Origin of the sequence: Rhodanobacter sp. L36 (assembly GCF_009765755.1) — a bacterium.
Taxonomy (GTDB): domain Bacteria; phylum Pseudomonadota; class Gammaproteobacteria; order Xanthomonadales; family Rhodanobacteraceae; genus Rhodanobacter.
The window spans coordinates 389410-405924 of the sequence record NZ_LMUV01000003.1 but is presented as its reverse complement, the minus strand read 5'-3'; the positions used below and the strand labels follow the sequence as shown (position 1 = coordinate 405924).

Sequence of the window (16515 nt, the reverse complement as noted above, 5' to 3'; positions counted from 1 at the left end):
GCCGTTTCAGCTATTTCCGCGCCGCACCCACCTCGCCGAGATAATCCGGCGTGCCTTCCACGCGAACCAGATGCGGGTATTGCAAACCGCCGTGGTAGTCCACCGAAACGGTGCGATAGGTGCCTTGATATTTCAGCAGCAGCCGGATCCCCGATGCGTTGCCCTTGGCCGCGGTGATCGCGCTTTTCAACACGTCTTCCGAATAGTCCTGACCATTCACCGCAACCACCGTGGAGCCGGTGCTGACGCCGGCCTTGAACGCCGCGCCGTTCCAGTTCACATCGTTCACCAGACCGTGGTCCGCCATGGTCAGGCCGATCGACCAGGTGAAGTTGTAGAGATGGCGCGGCGGTTCCGGACGGCTGTTGTACTGCTTTTCGTAATCGCTTTCCTTGTCGGTGTAGACCAGTTTCCAGCCGCTGCCTTCGAGGCCGTCGAGCGGTGGATTGATCGAGCTGACGCGTGCGTGCAGAAAACTCGCCCAGTCATGCGGAGCCACGCCATTCAGTGCGGTTGTCACGTCGTCGAAGGTGTACGTTTTGGTGACATAGCTGCCGTTGTCGACACCGAAGAACGCACGCGCAAAGTCGTCCAGCGACTTGCGATCATGCGTGAGCGCGCGCAGCTTGCTGTCTACCTGCATCCACACCATCTGACCGCCGCTGTAGTAGTCCTCGCTCATCTGCCAGCTGCGATACGGAAGGCTGGAACGACGCGCGGCGGTGGGGTCGTTGGTGGTGTCCTCCAGCGTGCGCCACTGGAAACCCGCGCGATTACGCTGGTAGTTCGCCGCCGTCATGGCGATCGCATCGCGGAACTGCTGCTGCGACCAGAGTCCCGAACGCGCAGTCAGCACATAGCCCCAGTATTGCGTCTGGCCTTCGTAGACCCACAGCAGTGAATCGCCCATCGGCACGTTGAAATTCGGCGTCCACAAATCGGCCGGACGACGGAACTTGCCGTTCCACGAATGCGCGTACTCGTGCGCGAGCAGATCGCGATCGGGCGCGTTCTCGCTCCATGCGGTGAAGTAGTCAGCGCCCAGTCCATCCTCGCTGGATTGGTGGTGCTCGGTGCCGTTGCCGCCCAGTTGGTCGGACAGCGAAAACAGGAAATCATAATGATCGTAATGATGCGAACCGAATACGGTGGTCGCCTGCTTCACCAACGCGCGATGCGCGTTCAACTGTTCCGGCGTCATTTCCAGAAACTTCGGAGCGTCCGCCACGATGTCCATGTGCACCGGCGCACCGCCGGCCGAAGTGAGGTCCACGCGCTTGAAATACTGACCCGCATAGATCGGCGAATCGACAAGATGGTTGAACGTCACCAGCTTGAATGCCGTGGTATCGCCCGACTGCGATGCCGTTTCGAGCGCTGTGCCGAGTTGCCATCCGTGCGCGAGTTTCACACTCGGCGCGAAAGTGATTCCGCGCGAAAAATAGCCCGCCGGATACAGCGACACCTTGCTCCACTCCATGTCCATCATGCGGTCGGTGATTTCAAAGCCGTCGTTGCGTTCGGACAGGTACTGGAAATTGACGTCGATGCTCGATACGCCTTCCGGCACGTCGAGGTGGAATGCGTAGACGTTGTACTTGTCGCGCTTCCACGCCAGCGGTTGCCCGTTGGCACTGAGCCGAAGTCCGGCAAGCATCGCGATCGGACCGGTGGGCGAGTGATCGCCGGGAATCCATTGCGGGTAGAGCAGCGTCAATGCGCCCGCCTTCACCGGAATGCTTTCGTGCACACGGAAAATACCCTGCACCGTGTCGCTGGCATCGACCTGCAGCGCAATCGTGCCGGGATACGCTGTGTCCTGCGGCGGCGGCACCGTGTCCGTTCGCGACTGCGCACTCGCCGCACCCACGGCCAGTGCGATCGAAACCGCAAACGCGAAACGCACATTGCTCGCATGCGTATTGGGGAACGGCTCGGCAAAGCGGAAACGTGACATGCAAAGCTCCTGCAGGAAAGTTCTGGAATGGCGCAACGTAACACCCTGCCCCGATAAAGATCGCAGCATCGACACGGATGGCAGCCCAACGCTGCTCCTCAGAAACCCGGTGGCCGCTCCGCCGCCACGTCCATCTCGCGTTCCAGCGCCAGCGCTGCCCGCGCGATCGTGCCTTCGTCGAATAGACGTCCAATCAGGGTCACGCCGTAGGGCACACGGCGCGGCGGCGAGAATGTGGGCAGCGGATGCTTCGGGTCGGGCGCCCAGTCGCTGCGCGCCTGTGCCACTTCGACGAAACCCGTGCGCAGGGTCAGCGAAGGGTGTCCGGTGTTGTTGCTGATCACCAGCATTTCGTCGCGCAACGATGGCACCAGCAGCAGGTCCACGCTCGACATCACGCGCGCCATTTCGATGGCCACCTTGCGGCGCAAGCGATCGGCCTGCACGAAATCCACCGCCGACAGAAAGCGTGATTCGCGAAAAAGATTTGGCCAGGCATCGGGCGTCTGCACGCCGAGTTCGTCGGCTTTGCCGCTCAGCGTGAGCTCCTCGAACGCCGCAGCCGATTCGGCGAACAGGATCAGGTTGAGCGAGTCGTACGGCCAGTCCGGCAAGCTCACTTCGGTGGGCACCATGCCGAGCTTGCGCAATGCCTGAAGCGATGCGCGATCGACGTCGGTTGCCGGATCCTGCTTCATCCACGCCGGAAAGTAGCCAACCTTGAGACCCTTGACCGACGCATCGGCGTCGTAGTCGAGATGGCTGGGAACGCTCGCCACATCGATGCCATCGGGGCCGCTGATGGCATGCAGCACAAGCATCGTGTCTTCCACCGAACGCGTCATTGCGCCGAGCTTGTCCAGGCTCCAGCACAAGGTCATAGCGCCGGTGCGTGGCACGCGGCCATACGTCGGGCGCAAGCCAGTGACACCGCAACGCATCGACGGACTCACGATGCTGCCGCCGGTTTCGCTGCCGATGGCGAAGCCCACCAACCCCGCGGCCGTCGCCGCGCCGGGGCCCGCGCTGGAACCGGACGCGCCCTCCTGCAACAACCACGGATTCATGGTCTGGCCGCCGAACCAGATGTCGTTGAGCGCAAGCGCGCCCATGCTGAGTTTGGCGATCAGCACGGCGCCCGCATCGTCGAGCCGCTTGACCACGGTGGCATCTGCCGTCGGCACGCGATGACGAAACGGTTCGGCGCCATAGGTCGTTGGAATGCCGGCGGTGTCGAGCAGATCCTTCACGCCGAACGGAATGCCGTGCAGCGGTCCGCGATAATTTCCCGCCGCGATTTCGCGATCGGCCTGCGCAGCTTTCGCGAGCGCCTGCGTTTCCAGCAGCGTGATGATGCAGCGCAGTTTCGGATCGAAACGCTTGATGCGCGCGAGGTAGATCTTTGTCAGCCGCACCGAGCTGAGTTTGCGCGTGCGGACCCAATGCGACAGATGCGATACCGGCGAAAAAGCGATGTCATCGTCCTTCGATGGCAGCGGTCCCGGATCGCGCTGGCTTGGCGCAAAGCGATCGTGCGCCGGGCCCGACGTGCTTTCGGGCAAGGTCGGGTTCCACACGGTCGCAGGCGCGAGCCCATCTTCCAGCGCGACTTTGCGCGGCCCGGTACGCCGTTCGAGCATGCTCGCCATCGACGTGCGCCAGTTGGCCGCGGCCATGGTGCGCTGCGCGGGCGTCAGTGCGATCTGCGCCAGCTTCTCCGCTTCGGCGAACGTCGCGATGGTTACTTCCGGTCCGACCGCGGGCGCGGTGTTGAACGCACCGGGCGTGCCCGGCGGCGGCTTCAGAGGATCGACATCGTCGGCCTTGATGCGGGAAGCCACGGCCAGGCCGAGCAGGCCGAGCGGAGCACGGGCAATAAATTCGCGACGCGTTTTCATGATGTCCCCCTGGTCATATCGCATCTGATCGCAAGCGCCGGCGGACGCGTACAAGTGCGTCCCGCCAGTATCACTTGCACGAACGTTTCACGCGAGTTGCATGTGTGGCGCTTCGTTATTTCCTGCGCCGCGTCCCGACGTGTCGTACACACCCGCGCGACTAGCGTTCGCGCTGAAGCGGACGAACGGAAGGTCCGTGCTTTCCCATTCCTCCTGCCCGAGACCGTTGCCATGAGCTCTCTTGCCGCGCCGCGTCGCTCCTTTTTTGCGAATGCCATCTACGGCCTTCTCAATCCGATCCCGTTCGGCTTCTTCGTCGCCGCGCTGATCTTCGATGTCACTTACGCGCACACCGGCGTGGTGATGTGGGGAAAAAGCGCCTCGTGGCTCATTGTCATCGGATTGCTGTTCGCGATCGTGCCGAGGTTGATCAATCTGGCGCAGGTGTGGATCACATCCAGGCGCTACGCCACGCGCGCGGACCGGTTCGATTTCTGGCTCAACCTGCTGGCCATCATCGCGGCGATCTTCAACGCTTTCGTGCACAGCCGCGATGCCTACGAAATCGTTCCCGCCAATGTCTGGCTGTCGCTGTGCACGGTGCTTCTGCTGTGCGTGAGCTACGTCGTGATGGCCTTGCAACCGCGTTACGCCAAGGGAGATTTCGTCCATGAATAAGCTCATTCGCCATGGCGCACTGGCATTCGCGCTCGCCGGCATCCTGACCGGTTGCAATCAGAAGGCATCGATGAATTCGGCACAACAATCCGGCAGCGATCCAACCCTGCCGCAACCACGGCGCTTCCTGACACCGCCGATGCAGGTACCGGAAAAAGCGAACTGGAAGCCGGGCCAGACGCCGAAGGTCGCCGCGGGTCTGCAGATCGAAAAAATCGCCAGCGGCCTGAAACATCCACGCCAACTTTACGTGCTGCCGAACGACGATATCCTGGTTGTGGAAGCCAACAGCCCCGAGACCGAACCGGTCACCACGCCCAAGCAGCTGATCGCCGGGCTGGTGACGGCGCGCTCCGGCAAGAGTGCCGCCGGCGGCAACCAGATCACCTTGCTGCGCAAGAAAAATGGTGGTGGTGAATGGGAGAAGCATGTCTTCATCCAGAATCTCAATTCTCCATTCGGCGTGCAGTTGATCGGTGACACGCTCTACGTAGCCAACACCGATGGCATCGTGAAATTCCCCTACGTCGCCGGCGAAACGCAGATCAACGCACCCAGTGCGCCGTTCACCGACCTGCCCAGCACCATCAATCACCACTGGACCAAACCGCTGCTGGCGAGTGCGGATGGCAAGAAGCTATACGTCGGCGTCGGCTCCAACAGCAACATCACCGAGAACGGACTGGACGTGGAATACCGCCGCGCCGACGTACTCGAAGTCGACGTCGCCACCGGTGCAAGCCGCATCTACGCCTCGGGCTTGCGCAATCCGACCGGGCTGCAATGGGAACCGAGCACCGGCAAACTCTGGGCCGTCGCCAACGAGCGCGACGAAATCGGCGCCGACCTCGTGCCCGACTATCTGACGTCTGTGCAGGATGGCGCTTTCTATGGCTGGCCCTACAGTTACTACGGTCAGCATGTGGACACGCGCGTGATGCCGCAGCGGCCGGACATGGTGGCCAAGGCGATCAAGCCGGATTACGCCATCGGTTCACACGTGGCGCCGCTCGGACTGCTGATTTCCGCCGACAACGCGCTCCCCGCGCAATATCACACCGGCGCTTTCATCAGCGAGCACGGCAGCTGGAATCGCACACCGCTGAACGGTTATGCCGTCGTGTTCGTCGCCTTCCAGCAAGGCAAACCGGTCGGCATTCCGCAAACAGTCGTCAACGGTTTTTACTCGGATGACGAGAAGCAGTTGTTCGGCGCCCCGGTCGGACTGGTGCTCGACAAGGAGGGCGCGCTGGTCGTCGCGGACGACGTGGGGGACTCGGTGTGGCGAGTGACGGCGAGCGGGCACTGAGCTTCGCTTTTTTTCCGATACCACAGCGTCAGCTCTTCGCTCACCTGACGCGAGTCAATGCCAGAAGGGAATCACATCCTCGCCACCGCCGTCGCTTTCGTCCCTGCGGAATTCACCGATCGGTGCGCGCGTTACGCGCAGTTCGTGGCGACCCGAGGCGAGTGCTCGCACATCGATCATTGCCTGCAATGCCGGCCGCTGGGTGCGTGGATCGCTGGCAACGTCGTAGTGCAGTGCGGCCATTGGAACGCCGTCAAGCGTGACTGGGTGGATGCGCGCCAGGCAATCGAGCGTGGACGCCGTCCGTGCAGCAACCTCTCCCGCAACGACGGCGGCTGGACAAAGTTTCTGGAGCGCCGGCGTGTCTTCGGTGGGCTGAAACGGCACCATCAACTGAAGGTAAGGGCCGGCGACCACCAGACTGGGCACGTAAGGTACGGCCGGATCATGCACGGCGTCGCGCTGATCGTCGTAATGCGCGCCGCGAATGTCGCGCGCACCGTTGACGGCTTTCGGAAAAAGCTGATAGCTGCCTAGCCGCTGCGGCGATTGCAGCGTGTTGAGCTGAAACATCACGGCGGCGGTCAAGCCACCGAAGATCAGAAAAAGAAATAACTGCTGGAAGCGGCTGTTCGCGTGACTCGCGAGTAGTGCCATCACGCCGGACCGCTGTCCGAAGCCGACGCGATCGTAGAAGTTCAGTGTCTTCGCCAGCCAGCGTCGTGGCGCACCATGCTGACTCAGACGCGCGCCATAGAGCCGATCGAAACTTTTGAGCAACACCAATGGCGCAATCACCACCATCATGCAGATGAGGAACAACGGACCGGCCGGGGTATGCCTGCCGCTCAACCAGGTGAACGCCAGCGAGAGAATGAAGCCGCAAACCACCAGCATCGTCAGCATGAGCAGGCTCGCTGCCAGCGCGACGCCCAGTGCAAAAATGATGGTGGCCTGATTGTCGGCACGTTCGATGGACAGCAACGCGTTGCCGTCGCGGTTTTTTTCCATCTCCATCTGTATCGGTCCGACGCGGTGTTTTTCCCAGCGCACGCCCTCGGGATAAACCGAATGCATGCCGACTTTCGCGATCCAGCGCGCGCGCAGCGATAAATGCAGCGCAAACGTAATGGCCAGGATCACCGCCGCACTTTTCAGGTACAGGTAGGTCATCATCAGCATCACCGCCCAATCGGCATTGAAGCGCGGGAACAACGCGAAATATCGATCGTCGAGCCAGCCGGGCAACTGCAGCATGGCAAACACGGCAACGCCGGAGATCAGCAGCTCGACTTCCCACGTAGGCGTGGTGTGCTTGGGCAGCTGATCTGATTCTGCTGCGGGCGGCGTGGTGGGATCGATGGTGGTCATGCCGGCTCGCTCCGATCTGGTGCCGCGATGGTACCGATGTTGCGCTGTGTGCGCTGCCTTGTCGGCCCAATGACACCCAGGCGATGCCCTTGGTCACTTGAGCATGGCTCTTACTCACGCAGGCCATACGCCGGCGTGTGAAGAATGTTTCATGGCCCCAAGGATCAAGCGCAGTGATCACACCTCGTTCCATGTCTCTTCGTTGGTTGCCCGCCTCTTTCCTGATGCTCTCGCTTGTGGCGATTGCTGGTTGCGCAGCACCTGGTGACGTGACCAGGCCGCTGCCGACCGAACTGGTGCGTGCGACCCGGCCCGCACAACGCGTCGTGGTGATGCTTCCCGGTCGCGGCGACGATCTGCACGGATTGCAGAAACAGGGCGTGGCGCAAATCATCCAGCGCGAATGGCCTGACGCCGACGTGATGTTGGTCGGTCTCACGATGCCGTTCTACACAAACGGCGTGGCCACGCGGCGGCTGCACGATGAAGTGCTGCTGCCCTTGAAACGTCATGGCTATCGACAGGTGTGGCTGGCCGGCATCTCGATGGGCGGCATGGGTACGTTGATGTACGACCGCGATTATCCCGGCGAAGCAGACGGCATGCTGCTGCTGTCGCCCTACCTCGGCGAAAGCGACATCCCGAAAGCGGTGCGCAACGCCGGCGGACTTTCCGCATGGAATCCGGGCCCGGCGCAAACGATGGGGCCGGCGACTTACTCACGCGAGCTGTGGCGCTACATGAAGCAGTGGTCGAACCAGCCGGCGCGGACGCGAGGCGTATGGCTCGCTTATGGCGCAAGCGAACGTTTGCGTGCGCCGATCGAGTTGATGAGTCCACAACTACCTGCCGGTCACGTGCGCATGTTGCCCGGCGACCACAACTGGACGTTGTGGAAACCAGCCATGGCCGAGTTGCTGCGCGCTGCGGATCAGCCACAAAAATAAAATCGCTTGCAATCAAATAGCGCGCTATGTAAATTACCGACATGGCTACCGTACGGACATCAACTGCTGACACCGCGCCAAAGCTGGATGCGCAACTGTGTTTCGCGCTCTATGCCGCCGGGCTGGCGATGAACAAGGTGTATCGAAGCAAGCTCAAGCCACTGGGCATCACTTACCCGCAGTATCTGGTGATGATGGTGCTGTGGCAGGACGAGAGCCCGAGCGTGTCTGAGATCGGGGCGCGGCTTTTTCTCGACTCCGCCACGTTGACACCGCTGCTCAAACGGCTGGAAAGCCTGGGCCTGGTCACCCGGTTGCGCTCGCGCGATGACGAACGACATGTGGTGATCGGCCTCACTCCACGCGGCAAGGCCCTCAAGGCCAAGGCTGGCAAGGTGCAGGAATCGGTTTTCTGTGCCACGCAGTGCACGCCAGCCGAGCTGAGGCATTTGAAGAACGAATTGCACAACCTGCGCAGCCGTCTGTCGATCGATAACTGATCCATTTTTTTCAAACAGATACATAGCTTGCTATTCAATAGCCCACTATTAATAACCCAGGCAACCCACCAGAGAAAACATCATGTCCATCGAGAAAGTCCTGTATCGCTCCAAAATTGCATCTACTGGCGGTCGTGACGGCCGCTCGGTTTCTTCCGACAACGTGCTCGACATCAAGCTGAGCACGCCGAAGGAACTCGGTGGCGCCGGCGGCAACGGCACCAACCCGGAGCAGCTGTTTGCCGCGGGCTACTCCGCCTGTTTCCTGGGCGCGATGCAGTATGTCGCCACGCAGGAAAAGCTGAAGCTGCCGGCGGAAACTCAGGTGACCGGACAAGTCGGCATCGGCCAAATTGCCACCGGCTTCGGCATCGAGGTCGAGTTGACTTTTTCGATTCCCGGTATGCTGCGCGCTGACGCCGAGGCGCTGGTGCAGAAAGCACACATCGTGTGTCCCTACTCCAACGCCACTCGCAACAACATCGACGTGAAGCTCACCATCGTCTGAGTTTGACGATTGCATAGGCGCTGACGAAGACGGCGGCCTCAAGGCCGCCGTCTTTTCGAGAATCATCGGCGCACCTTGGACAGCCGCCCGGTATCAGAACTTGTCGAGAGGACTTGATTTGCAGCCTGTCTTCTGCGTGCTGTAACTGATGCCAGCGATGCGCCAGCCGTCTTTCGTGCGCACCAGACTGAAGACGTCGATGCCGCAATGGGTGAGCTTGCCATCGAGGTGAAAATCGTACGGCGCCCAGACCTGCGCGATGTTGTCGCCCACGGTGACCTGTGCATCCCAGATGCGCTCGCGAAACTGTTCCTTGTGTTTCGCCAGTGCGTCGAGGTAGTCCGCGTCATGCTCCATCAGCACGTTGCCATCGGATTTCACCACCACGAACGAAGCGCCGGTGAGAATCAGTTTTCGCGATGCATGGACATCGTGCTTCACCATCGCGTCGAATAGCGCATTGACTGGCGCGAGCACGGCGCGCTGCTCTGCCGTGTATGCGTCCGCGGCGTGCGAATTCGCGCTCAACAGTGCGGCAACGGCAACGGCGCACGAGATTTTCAGCCATCGATCCATGGTTTGTTCCCTTCGTGAATCATGAAAGACGCGACAGCTCAGAGCAGCCCGCAATAGTCGATACCCAACGCATCAGCGATCGACAAACCATAGCCTTCCATGACCCATGTTTCCTGTGCCGAAAGCAGCGGCACGCTTGTCATCGCCGACTTTGACGAGAGGGTCACGTCCTGCTGACGAACACTGCACGACGATATGCGTGACCCATGCAACGCGAGGCGGAGGATCACTCATGAAAACCCGACGCGTATTCAGCACGCCCGATCTCACCACGGCGCGCACTGCCATGAGCGCAGCGAGGAGCGCCGGTATCGCCGACAAGGACATCTCGCTGGTAGCGCGCGATGACATCGAGATTGAGAAAATTCCCGACCATCGATTGACGGACCATCACGATTCGAGCCCCGGCGCGATGCGCGGCGTGGCGTTGGGCGGAGGCAGTGGTTTGCTGCTCGGATTGATCGCCATTGCCGTCCCTCCGCTTGGGCTGACGTTGGCAGGTGCCGCGGCAATGACCGTTGCCGGCGCTGCGGTCGGCGCCTGGACCGGTGCGCTGATCGGGCTGGACGTGCCCGATGCCATCAGTCGCACGTTTCAGGATGAAATTGCCGCCGGCCGTATTCTGCTGGTGCTGGATGGCGAGCAGCCGCAACTGGATGCTGCGCAGGCGGGGGTTGTCGACACGGGAGCGGTGCCACTGCCCTTCAGTACACCGACCGTGATGACATGATCGAAACATGCAGTGACATTGCGGCTCTGCGTAACGTACATGTGATCCATCCGATCAGAAGAACATCAGAAGTAACGGCATGGCGATGCCCGCGACGAACACCGCGCTGAACAGCGCCGGCCTGCGGCTGAATCGCCACGCCATGTAAAGCCCGGTGAGTACGGAAAGCAGCAGGCTCAACGCGATGAACGCGAAGAACAGCTTCATCGGCAGCAGGTTCTTTTTCGGCTTTGCCTGACCGTTATCCGCGGGTCGATCGGAGGCGGGGCTCGCATGTTCCGCCGCAGGCGCATCCACGGTAACCGGCGCCGGCGGCGGTGACGTGCGTGCACCATCCGCGCCTGCGGCGACTCCTTCGGGACGTGGCCGACGCGCCGGCATCACCAGCGTTTGCTTCTTGTGCAACTGCGCCGCACTGGCCAGCCAGGCCGGCGGCTTGTAGTCGCTGCCGCGCGTGGTTTCGTGAAAGCTGAAAGTCTGCAGGCCGCCGGTAATCGCAAAAAAAATCAGCGCGGGTGCGGTGAAGACGCCGAGATAAAGATGGATCGATCGGACGGCTTTGAGGAATCGATGGGAGAGCGCCATGCAAGGTCTTTCGTTGAGGTCGATCATCGGACTTTAACCGTTTCCGTGGAAAACGCCAATGAGAACCAGTCTCATCAAGGCGTTCGGACGTCCAAATCGGAAACGAATTGGCTCTGGATCGCACCCGCCGCGTTGCGCAAGATCGCAGCCGCTTTTTCGCGAACGCTTGACGGAGTCCTGATGCCCTCCATGAATTCTCCCAGCCGTGTGCAACCTTCCGCGATCCTTGGTGCCGGCCTCGTCGTCGGTGTGCTTGATGTCGGCGTCGCCATGGCGATCTACCGCACGCAGCCAATGATCGTGCTGCAGTCGATCGCCAGCGGTGTGCTCGGCAAGGCTGCCTACGGCGGCGGCATGTCGACAGCCTTGCTTGGGTTGCTATTGCAACTGACCATGACAATGATCATCGCGGCAATCTTCGTGCTTGCCGCGCGGCGCTTGCCTGCCCTGCCCCGTCACTGGGTGATGTCCGGCGCTGCGTATGGCGCAGTGTCCTTCGTGGTCATGAACTATGTGGTGGTGCCGCTCTCCGGCGCGGGACATGGATCGATACCGCATTTCGCGGCGCGGTTGCTGATCGAGAATCTGCTTTCGATGATTGTTTTCGGACTGATCAACGCTTGGTTCGCACAGCGTCGCGCCGGCAGAATGCCAAACAGTGCGACTGTGTAATCTGCAGTCACTTTCGGCCTATGCCGGAAAGACTCTTCACGTGGTTTTCCCCCTTCTGAGAGAATCTGCGCGCACCGCAACGGGATGGCGTGCGGTGTGGCAAACAGGAACTCAGGGGGTCACGTGATCATCGACTACCTGGACGGATCGACGCCGTCCAATATCGATACGGATGTCTGCATCATCGGTGCCGGCGCTGCGGGCATCGCTATCGCGCATGCCTTCGTCGGCACCTCCACTCGCATCTGCATCATTGAAAGCGGCGGGCTCGCGGGCGAACGGATCAGCCAAAAACTTCATGAGGGCGAATCCGTCGGTTCGCCCACCTTCGACTCTTACCATTCGCGCATGCGTGCGTTCGGCGGCAGCTGCAATCTCTGGGGCGGCGGCTGTGTACCTTTGAACAAGCACGATCTCGAGCAACGCGACTGGGTGCCGGACAGCGGCTGGCCAATCTCGTATGCAGAATTGGCGCCATGGTACGACCGTGTGCGTGTGTTCTGCCGCATCGATACGCATGACATCGTGGATGGCGCCTTCACCACGGCGCCGTCAGTCGCGCCGCTGCCTTTGGACGATGCCACGCTCAGCAACCAGAGTTTCGTGAGCGCTCCGATCCTCTTCGGCGATGCCTATCGCAATACTTTGGAAAAGGCGTCGAACATCAGCGTGCTGCTGCACGCCAACTTGCTCGAACTGCAGCCACGTGAGGATGGCGCTTCGATCGATCACGCGCGCATCGGTGCACTCGACGGACGCCGCGGCAAAGTGAGCGCGCGGCATTTCGTGCTCGCTTGCGGCGGCATCGAAAATGCGCGCTTGCTGTTGCTGTCCAATTCGGTGGTGCCGCAAGGGCTGGGCAACCAGCACGACCTGGTCGGTCGCTATTTCATGGACCATCCATGCGGCAATCTCGGCAAGCTCTTTACCGATTCGCCTGACATCGTGATCCGTCCGTATGACCAGCATCATGGCGAAGGGCGCGCACCGCTGTATACGAAGATCTGTCTTTCGCCGCAGGTGCAGTACGCGAGACATTTGTTGAACGGTCGCATCCATGCGTTTCCGGTGGAGGCCAGATTGCCGGATGGCATACGCGCGCTGCGCGCCTTGCGCGCGAAACGCCGACAGCCGTTGCAGGATGAGGGCGCGCAATTGTCGGAGCAAATGTGGCAGGCGATGAAGCACGACAAGGCGTCCGACGAACCGGCCGCGACCACGACCGACAGTACGGCGAAACTCATGCTTCGCATCGGCCTCGGCGTCGGTGATATTGCGCATGCCTTCGTTCGCAAACTGCGTGACCGCACCACGGTTGTGAGTGATTACATCGCGCTGACCGGCTATTTCGAACAGGCGCCGAATCCACTCAGCCGCATCACCCTCGGCGACGAGCACGACGCGCTGGGGCAACGCCGCGCGCGCATCGACTGGCAACTCACGCCGATCGACCGCCGCACCTATCGAGAAGCTGCCACGTTGTTTGGCGACGAGCTGGCCCGCTCATGCAATGGCCGCTTCGAACCCGAGTCCTGGTTGCTGGACGACGACGCGCCAGCGAAAGTGCATGGCACCGCGCATCACATGGGCACGACGCGCATGGCAGACGATCCGCGCCATGGCGTGGTGGATCGCCATTGTCGCGTGCATGGCATCGATAATTTGCACGTCGCCGGCAGTTCGGTGTTTCCTACCGGTGGCTGGGCGTTTCCGACGTTGACCATCGTCGCACTGGCACAACGACTCGCCGATACATTGCAAGCCACGACGTCATTGCAACGATGACGTGCTGATGCGTCAGGCTTCCTGACCGGCCACCACGACGCGATCGCGACCGCCCTGCTTGGCCGCGTAGAGGGCTTGATCGGCGCGCAGGATCAGGTCGTGCATGCTGATGGTTTCCGTGCCGATCCATGCAAGCCCCACACTCAGGGTCACGTTGAAATCCGCCTCGCCCCACACGTGCGTGGAGCTGCCGGCTTCCTTGCGCAGGGTTTCCAGTCGTCGCGTGGCGTTCGCCTCGTCGATGTTCTCCATCATCATCAGCAGCTCTTCGCCGCCGTAGCGGCCGAGCATGTCGCTGCTGCGCAGATGCGTCGCCAGCCGCAACGCCACCGTGCGCAGCACTGCGTCGCCGGCCTGATGACCGTAGGTGTCGTTGACGCGCTTGAAGTGATCGAGATCGACCAGTGCCAGTGCGAAACCCTTGCGCCGGTTGTTGGGACTGGCGAGCGCGTACTCGAGCTTTTCCAGGATCGCACGGCGATTGAGTAGGCCAGTGAGTTCGTCGAACGTCGCCTGCACGTAGAGCTCCGCGCGCGCGCCTTCCAGCTCGCTTTTCTCGCGCTGAAGTTCTGCGGTGCGCTGCTGCACGGTGACATCCAGCCGCCGGTTTTGCACCGTCAGCGCGCGCGTGCGCCAGCGCCATGCGAGCGCGAACAGCGCGGCGACAACCACGACCATCGCGAGGATCGACCACCAGCGCCACCACCACGGCGGCAACACGCTGAAATCGAATGTCGCGCCCGGCGAGAACGCGCGCTGGTCGTCGTCGATCGCCTGGATCTCGAAGCGATAATCGCCTGCAGGCAATGCGGCGACGTTCACTTCGTTGGCTGCGGTATCGACCCAACCCGCCTGCGTGCCGGTGAGTCGGTATCGATAATGCGGTGTGCCGCCGGCCGCCGAACCCATGCGCGCGAAGCGGAACCTCAGCGGCGCGACTTGCGTATCCATCGCAACGGTCGTTCCGTTGCGCAACTGCGTATCGCCGTGCGTCACGCCGGTGATCAGTACCGTGTGCTGACGCGGACGGAATACCGATTCGGGATGCAGGATGTGGCTCGCGCCGATCGCCGTGCCGATCCAGATCGAGCCGTCGTTGTCTTCGAAGAAGGCGTTTTCGCCGGTCTCGTCCCACAGCAGTCCGCTGTCCTGCGAAAGATGCACCCAGCGATTTCCGTCATAGACATCCACGCCCGCCCCGCCGCCCACCCACAACCAGCCGCGACGATCGTGACGGATGAAATAGGCGAGTGTGTTGTCGAGCCAGCGATCGGTGATGCGCTGAACGTCGAGCATGTCGCCCTGCACATGTGCGCGAAACAAGCCCGGTTCGTTGGCGCCAAGCCACAAGTCGCCGCTCTTGTCCGTGGCCACCGCGATAAAACCGCCAGGCACTGCCGCGCCATAGGGCCGCAACAACATGCCTTTGCCGTTCGCGTACCTCAGCAAGCCGGCATTGCAGGCAAACCAGAGCGTGCCATCGTTGCCTTCGGCGATATCGGAACAAGGCGACGGCGGCATCTGCTCCTGCGGAAACGTGTGCGCTGGCTCGCCCTCTTGATCGATCGCGTAAACGCCCTGCGTCGTGGCAATCCACAACTTGCCTTGCCGGTCGAAATGGATCGCCTTGATGAACACCGGCAACTTGGCCACCACCGCAATGTCGCCAGTGCGCGGATCGCTGCGCAGGATGCGCCCGTCGTAGTCGCCGATCCATATCGCACCGTCGGCCGCCTTCTGCATGCTCAGGTTCTGCCGCGGCGGCGGCGTAACCGTCGCCGGCCACGGACGCAGGCGCGTTGCGCCCGGATCGAGCAGTTCACCGCCGAGTTCGTTACCGAACCACATGCGGCCCTTGTCGTCGCGCAGCAGCGACCAGCCCGGCACGGTGTCCATGCCCTGGCTACTGCTCCAGCCTTCCATGTCGCCGTAACCATTCCACAGGTAGACGCCGCGGCCATATGTACCCAGCCAAAGGTCGCCGTCGCGATCGAACAGCAACGCGGTGATGCCGACATCGGGCAAACCGTTGCTTGGCTTGAACACTTTCCAGCGCCCGTCGTGCCAGAGCGCAAGGCCGTTGTTGGTGCGCGTGAGGATGCGCCCTTGCGGATCTTCGGCAACACCCATGTCGTCGGTCAGGACGTCCATCTCCGCGCCGGGAATATCGCGGCTCTCGAACAATTTTGCATTGGCCGTGCGTGCGCGAATGAAATGCGTGCCACGCAGCCACAGCGTGCCGGTGCTGTCGAGGTTGAAGCCCGACCACACGTCGCTTGGCACGCCGTCGGCATCGCCCAGCACACGAACGCTTCCGTCGACATTCGCGTCGCAAACGCTGCGCGCGCAACCCAGCCAGACATGTCCGCGGATCGCGCGAATCGCCGTGATGGTGGTGAGTTCGGGATGCGCGAGGGTCGTCGCCTGATCGAACAGTGGCGCGATCTTCCAGTTGTCGCGCGCATCTTTCGACAGCACTTCCACGCGGTTGTTGTGGATCAGCAGAAGCCGTCCATCCTCGAGTGCGGCGATGCGCCGGCCGGCGTCGGTGATGATCGGCCGACCAGCCACGTTGACCGCCTGGAAATGCATGCTGTCGCCCACGCGCAAACCCGATTGCGTGGCAACCCACAGTTGGCCGAGGTGATCTTCGGTGATGGCGTTGACGAATTCGCCGGTGGCAAAACCCTCTTCGCGCTGCATGCGTTCGAACGAGGACCCGTTGAAGCGATACAGGCCCATTTCGGTGCCGGCCCAGACGAAGCCGCGCGTGTCCTGGAACATCACGTTGACAGTCTGGCTTTCCAGGCCCGACTTGCGGCCGTAAGCCTGCATCGAGAATTGCTGCGCATGCGCCACAATCGTGGACAGCATCCACGCGCACAACGACACCGCGATCCAGACCAGCTTCCGCATGCGACCAGCGCCCCCAGTTCCCGCCGGCCTCCCCGGCCGACGTTCGTATTCTGACACCGAACCTGTACGCGTCGATCACGCGT

15 protein-coding genes are annotated in these 16515 nt (G+C 61.8%); 8 read left to right on the top strand and 7 right to left on the bottom strand.

The window, feature by feature from the left end:
- Positions 1-10: 10 nt before the first annotated feature.
- Together GSQ73_RS06930 and GSQ73_RS06925 are read right to left on the bottom strand one after the other, a co-directional pair.
- Positions 11-1957, bottom strand: coding sequence for a peptidase M61 (locus tag GSQ73_RS06930; protein ID WP_158882374.1), 1947 nt, complete (start codon positions 1955-1957; stop codon positions 11-13).
- A gap of 98 nt (positions 1958-2055) precedes the next feature.
- Positions 2056-3855: an amidase gene (locus GSQ73_RS06925; RefSeq protein WP_158882372.1), complete on the bottom strand. Its 1800-nt coding sequence runs from the start codon at positions 3853-3855 to the stop codon at positions 2056-2058.
- Between the two features lie 102 nt (positions 3856-3957).
- Here GSQ73_RS06925 and GSQ73_RS06920 point away from each other — a divergent pair, with 102 nt between their 5' ends.
- Complete coding sequence (locus GSQ73_RS06920; protein ID WP_254063308.1) at positions 3958-4533, top strand: DUF2231 domain-containing protein; 576 nt, start codon at positions 3958-3960, stop codon at positions 4531-4533.
- On the top strand, positions 4526-5842 hold the full coding sequence (locus GSQ73_RS06915) for a sorbosone dehydrogenase family protein (protein WP_158882370.1): 1317 nt from the start codon (positions 4526-4528) through the stop codon (positions 5840-5842). Before GSQ73_RS06920 ends, GSQ73_RS06915 begins: the two co-directional genes overlap by 8 nt.
- Before the next feature lie 54 nt (positions 5843-5896).
- Here the strand turns inward: GSQ73_RS06915 and GSQ73_RS06910 are convergent, their stop codons facing one another.
- Complete coding sequence (locus GSQ73_RS06910) at positions 5897-7213, bottom strand: hypothetical protein (RefSeq protein WP_158882368.1); 1317 nt, start codon at positions 7211-7213, stop codon at positions 5897-5899.
- Positions 7214-7482: 269 nt separating this feature from the next.
- Here GSQ73_RS06910 and GSQ73_RS06905 point away from each other — a divergent pair, with 269 nt between their 5' ends.
- From GSQ73_RS06905 to GSQ73_RS06895, 3 genes are all read left to right on the top strand, one after another.
- The gene (locus GSQ73_RS06905) at positions 7483-8160 is read left to right on the top strand and encodes an alpha/beta hydrolase-fold protein (protein ID WP_254063307.1); all 678 of its coding nucleotides are present in this window, start codon (positions 7483-7485) and stop codon (positions 8158-8160) included.
- A 41-nt stretch (positions 8161-8201) separates the two neighbouring features.
- Complete coding sequence (locus GSQ73_RS06900) at positions 8202-8660, top strand: MarR family transcriptional regulator (RefSeq protein WP_158882364.1); 459 nt, start codon at positions 8202-8204, stop codon at positions 8658-8660.
- An 82-nt stretch (positions 8661-8742) separates the two neighbouring features.
- Entirely contained in the window at positions 8743-9168 is a 426-nt protein-coding gene (locus GSQ73_RS06895; RefSeq protein WP_158882362.1) for an organic hydroperoxide resistance protein, read from the top strand.
- Between the two features lie 93 nt (positions 9169-9261).
- On the opposite strand, the gene GSQ73_RS06890 is transcribed toward GSQ73_RS06895, so the two are convergent.
- A complete protein-coding gene (locus tag GSQ73_RS06890; RefSeq protein ID WP_158882360.1) occupies positions 9262-9744 on the bottom strand; it encodes a nuclear transport factor 2 family protein in 483 nt (160 codons plus the stop codon).
- Positions 9745-9782: 38 nt separating this feature from the next.
- Positions 9783-9911, bottom strand: coding sequence for a hypothetical protein (locus tag GSQ73_RS18110; RefSeq protein WP_256371887.1), 129 nt, complete (start codon positions 9909-9911; stop codon positions 9783-9785).
- A 65-nt stretch (positions 9912-9976) separates the two neighbouring features.
- Here GSQ73_RS18110 and GSQ73_RS06885 point away from each other — a divergent pair, with 65 nt between their 5' ends.
- The gene (locus GSQ73_RS06885) at positions 9977-10474 is read left to right on the top strand and encodes a hypothetical protein (RefSeq protein ID WP_158882358.1); all 498 of its coding nucleotides are present in this window, start codon (positions 9977-9979) and stop codon (positions 10472-10474) included.
- Positions 10475-10528: 54 nt separating this feature from the next.
- Here GSQ73_RS06885 and GSQ73_RS06880 read toward each other — a convergent pair whose 3' ends face one another.
- Positions 10529-11059, bottom strand: coding sequence for a PepSY domain-containing protein (locus GSQ73_RS06880; RefSeq protein ID WP_158882356.1), 531 nt, complete (start codon positions 11057-11059; stop codon positions 10529-10531).
- Here GSQ73_RS06880 and GSQ73_RS06875 point away from each other — a divergent pair.
- Together GSQ73_RS06875 and GSQ73_RS06870 are read left to right on the top strand one after the other, a co-directional pair.
- Positions 11015-11731, top strand: coding sequence for a hypothetical protein (locus GSQ73_RS06875; RefSeq protein WP_254063306.1), 717 nt, complete (start codon positions 11015-11017; stop codon positions 11729-11731). The two genes, GSQ73_RS06880 and GSQ73_RS06875, sit on opposite strands and share 45 nt — an antisense overlap.
- Positions 11732-11854: 123 nt before the next feature.
- Complete coding sequence (locus tag GSQ73_RS06870) at positions 11855-13516, top strand: GMC oxidoreductase (protein ID WP_158882354.1); 1662 nt, start codon at positions 11855-11857, stop codon at positions 13514-13516.
- Between the two features lie 12 nt (positions 13517-13528).
- On the opposite strand, the gene GSQ73_RS06865 is transcribed toward GSQ73_RS06870, so the two are convergent.
- Entirely contained in the window at positions 13529-16432 is a 2904-nt protein-coding gene (locus GSQ73_RS06865) for a diguanylate cyclase (RefSeq protein ID WP_158882352.1), read from the bottom strand.
- Positions 16433-16515: the final 83 nt, after the last annotated feature.

What these genes read in the sequence shown, in the direction of transcription:
- GSQ73_RS06930 (WP_158882374.1), bottom strand. Translation starts at nt 1,957, where the DNA reads ATGTCACGTTTCCGCTTTGCCGAGCCGTTCCCCAATACGCATGCGAGC.
- GSQ73_RS06925 (WP_158882372.1), bottom strand. Translation starts at nt 3,855, where the DNA reads ATGAAAACGCGTCGCGAATTTATTGCCCGTGCTCCGCTCGGCCTGCTC.
- GSQ73_RS06915 (WP_158882370.1), top strand. Translation starts at nt 4,526, where the DNA reads ATGAATAAGCTCATTCGCCATGGCGCACTGGCATTCGCGCTCGCCGGC.
- GSQ73_RS06910 (WP_158882368.1), bottom strand. Translation starts at nt 7,213, where the DNA reads ATGACCACCATCGATCCCACCACGCCGCCCGCAGCAGAATCAGATCAG.
- GSQ73_RS06900 (WP_158882364.1), top strand. Translation starts at nt 8,202, where the DNA reads ATGGCTACCGTACGGACATCAACTGCTGACACCGCGCCAAAGCTGGAT.
- GSQ73_RS06895 (WP_158882362.1), top strand. Translation starts at nt 8,743, where the DNA reads ATGTCCATCGAGAAAGTCCTGTATCGCTCCAAAATTGCATCTACTGGC.
- GSQ73_RS06890 (WP_158882360.1), bottom strand. Translation starts at nt 9,744, where the DNA reads ATGGATCGATGGCTGAAAATCTCGTGCGCCGTTGCCGTTGCCGCACTG.
- GSQ73_RS06885 (WP_158882358.1), top strand. Translation starts at nt 9,977, where the DNA reads ATGAAAACCCGACGCGTATTCAGCACGCCCGATCTCACCACGGCGCGC.
- GSQ73_RS06875 (WP_254063306.1), top strand. Translation starts at nt 11,015, where the DNA reads ATGGATCGATCGGACGGCTTTGAGGAATCGATGGGAGAGCGCCATGCA.
- GSQ73_RS06880 (WP_158882356.1), bottom strand. Translation starts at nt 11,059, where the DNA reads ATGGCGCTCTCCCATCGATTCCTCAAAGCCGTCCGATCGATCCATCTT.
- GSQ73_RS06865 (WP_158882352.1), bottom strand. Translation starts at nt 16,432, where the DNA reads ATGCGGAAGCTGGTCTGGATCGCGGTGTCGTTGTGCGCGTGGATGCTG.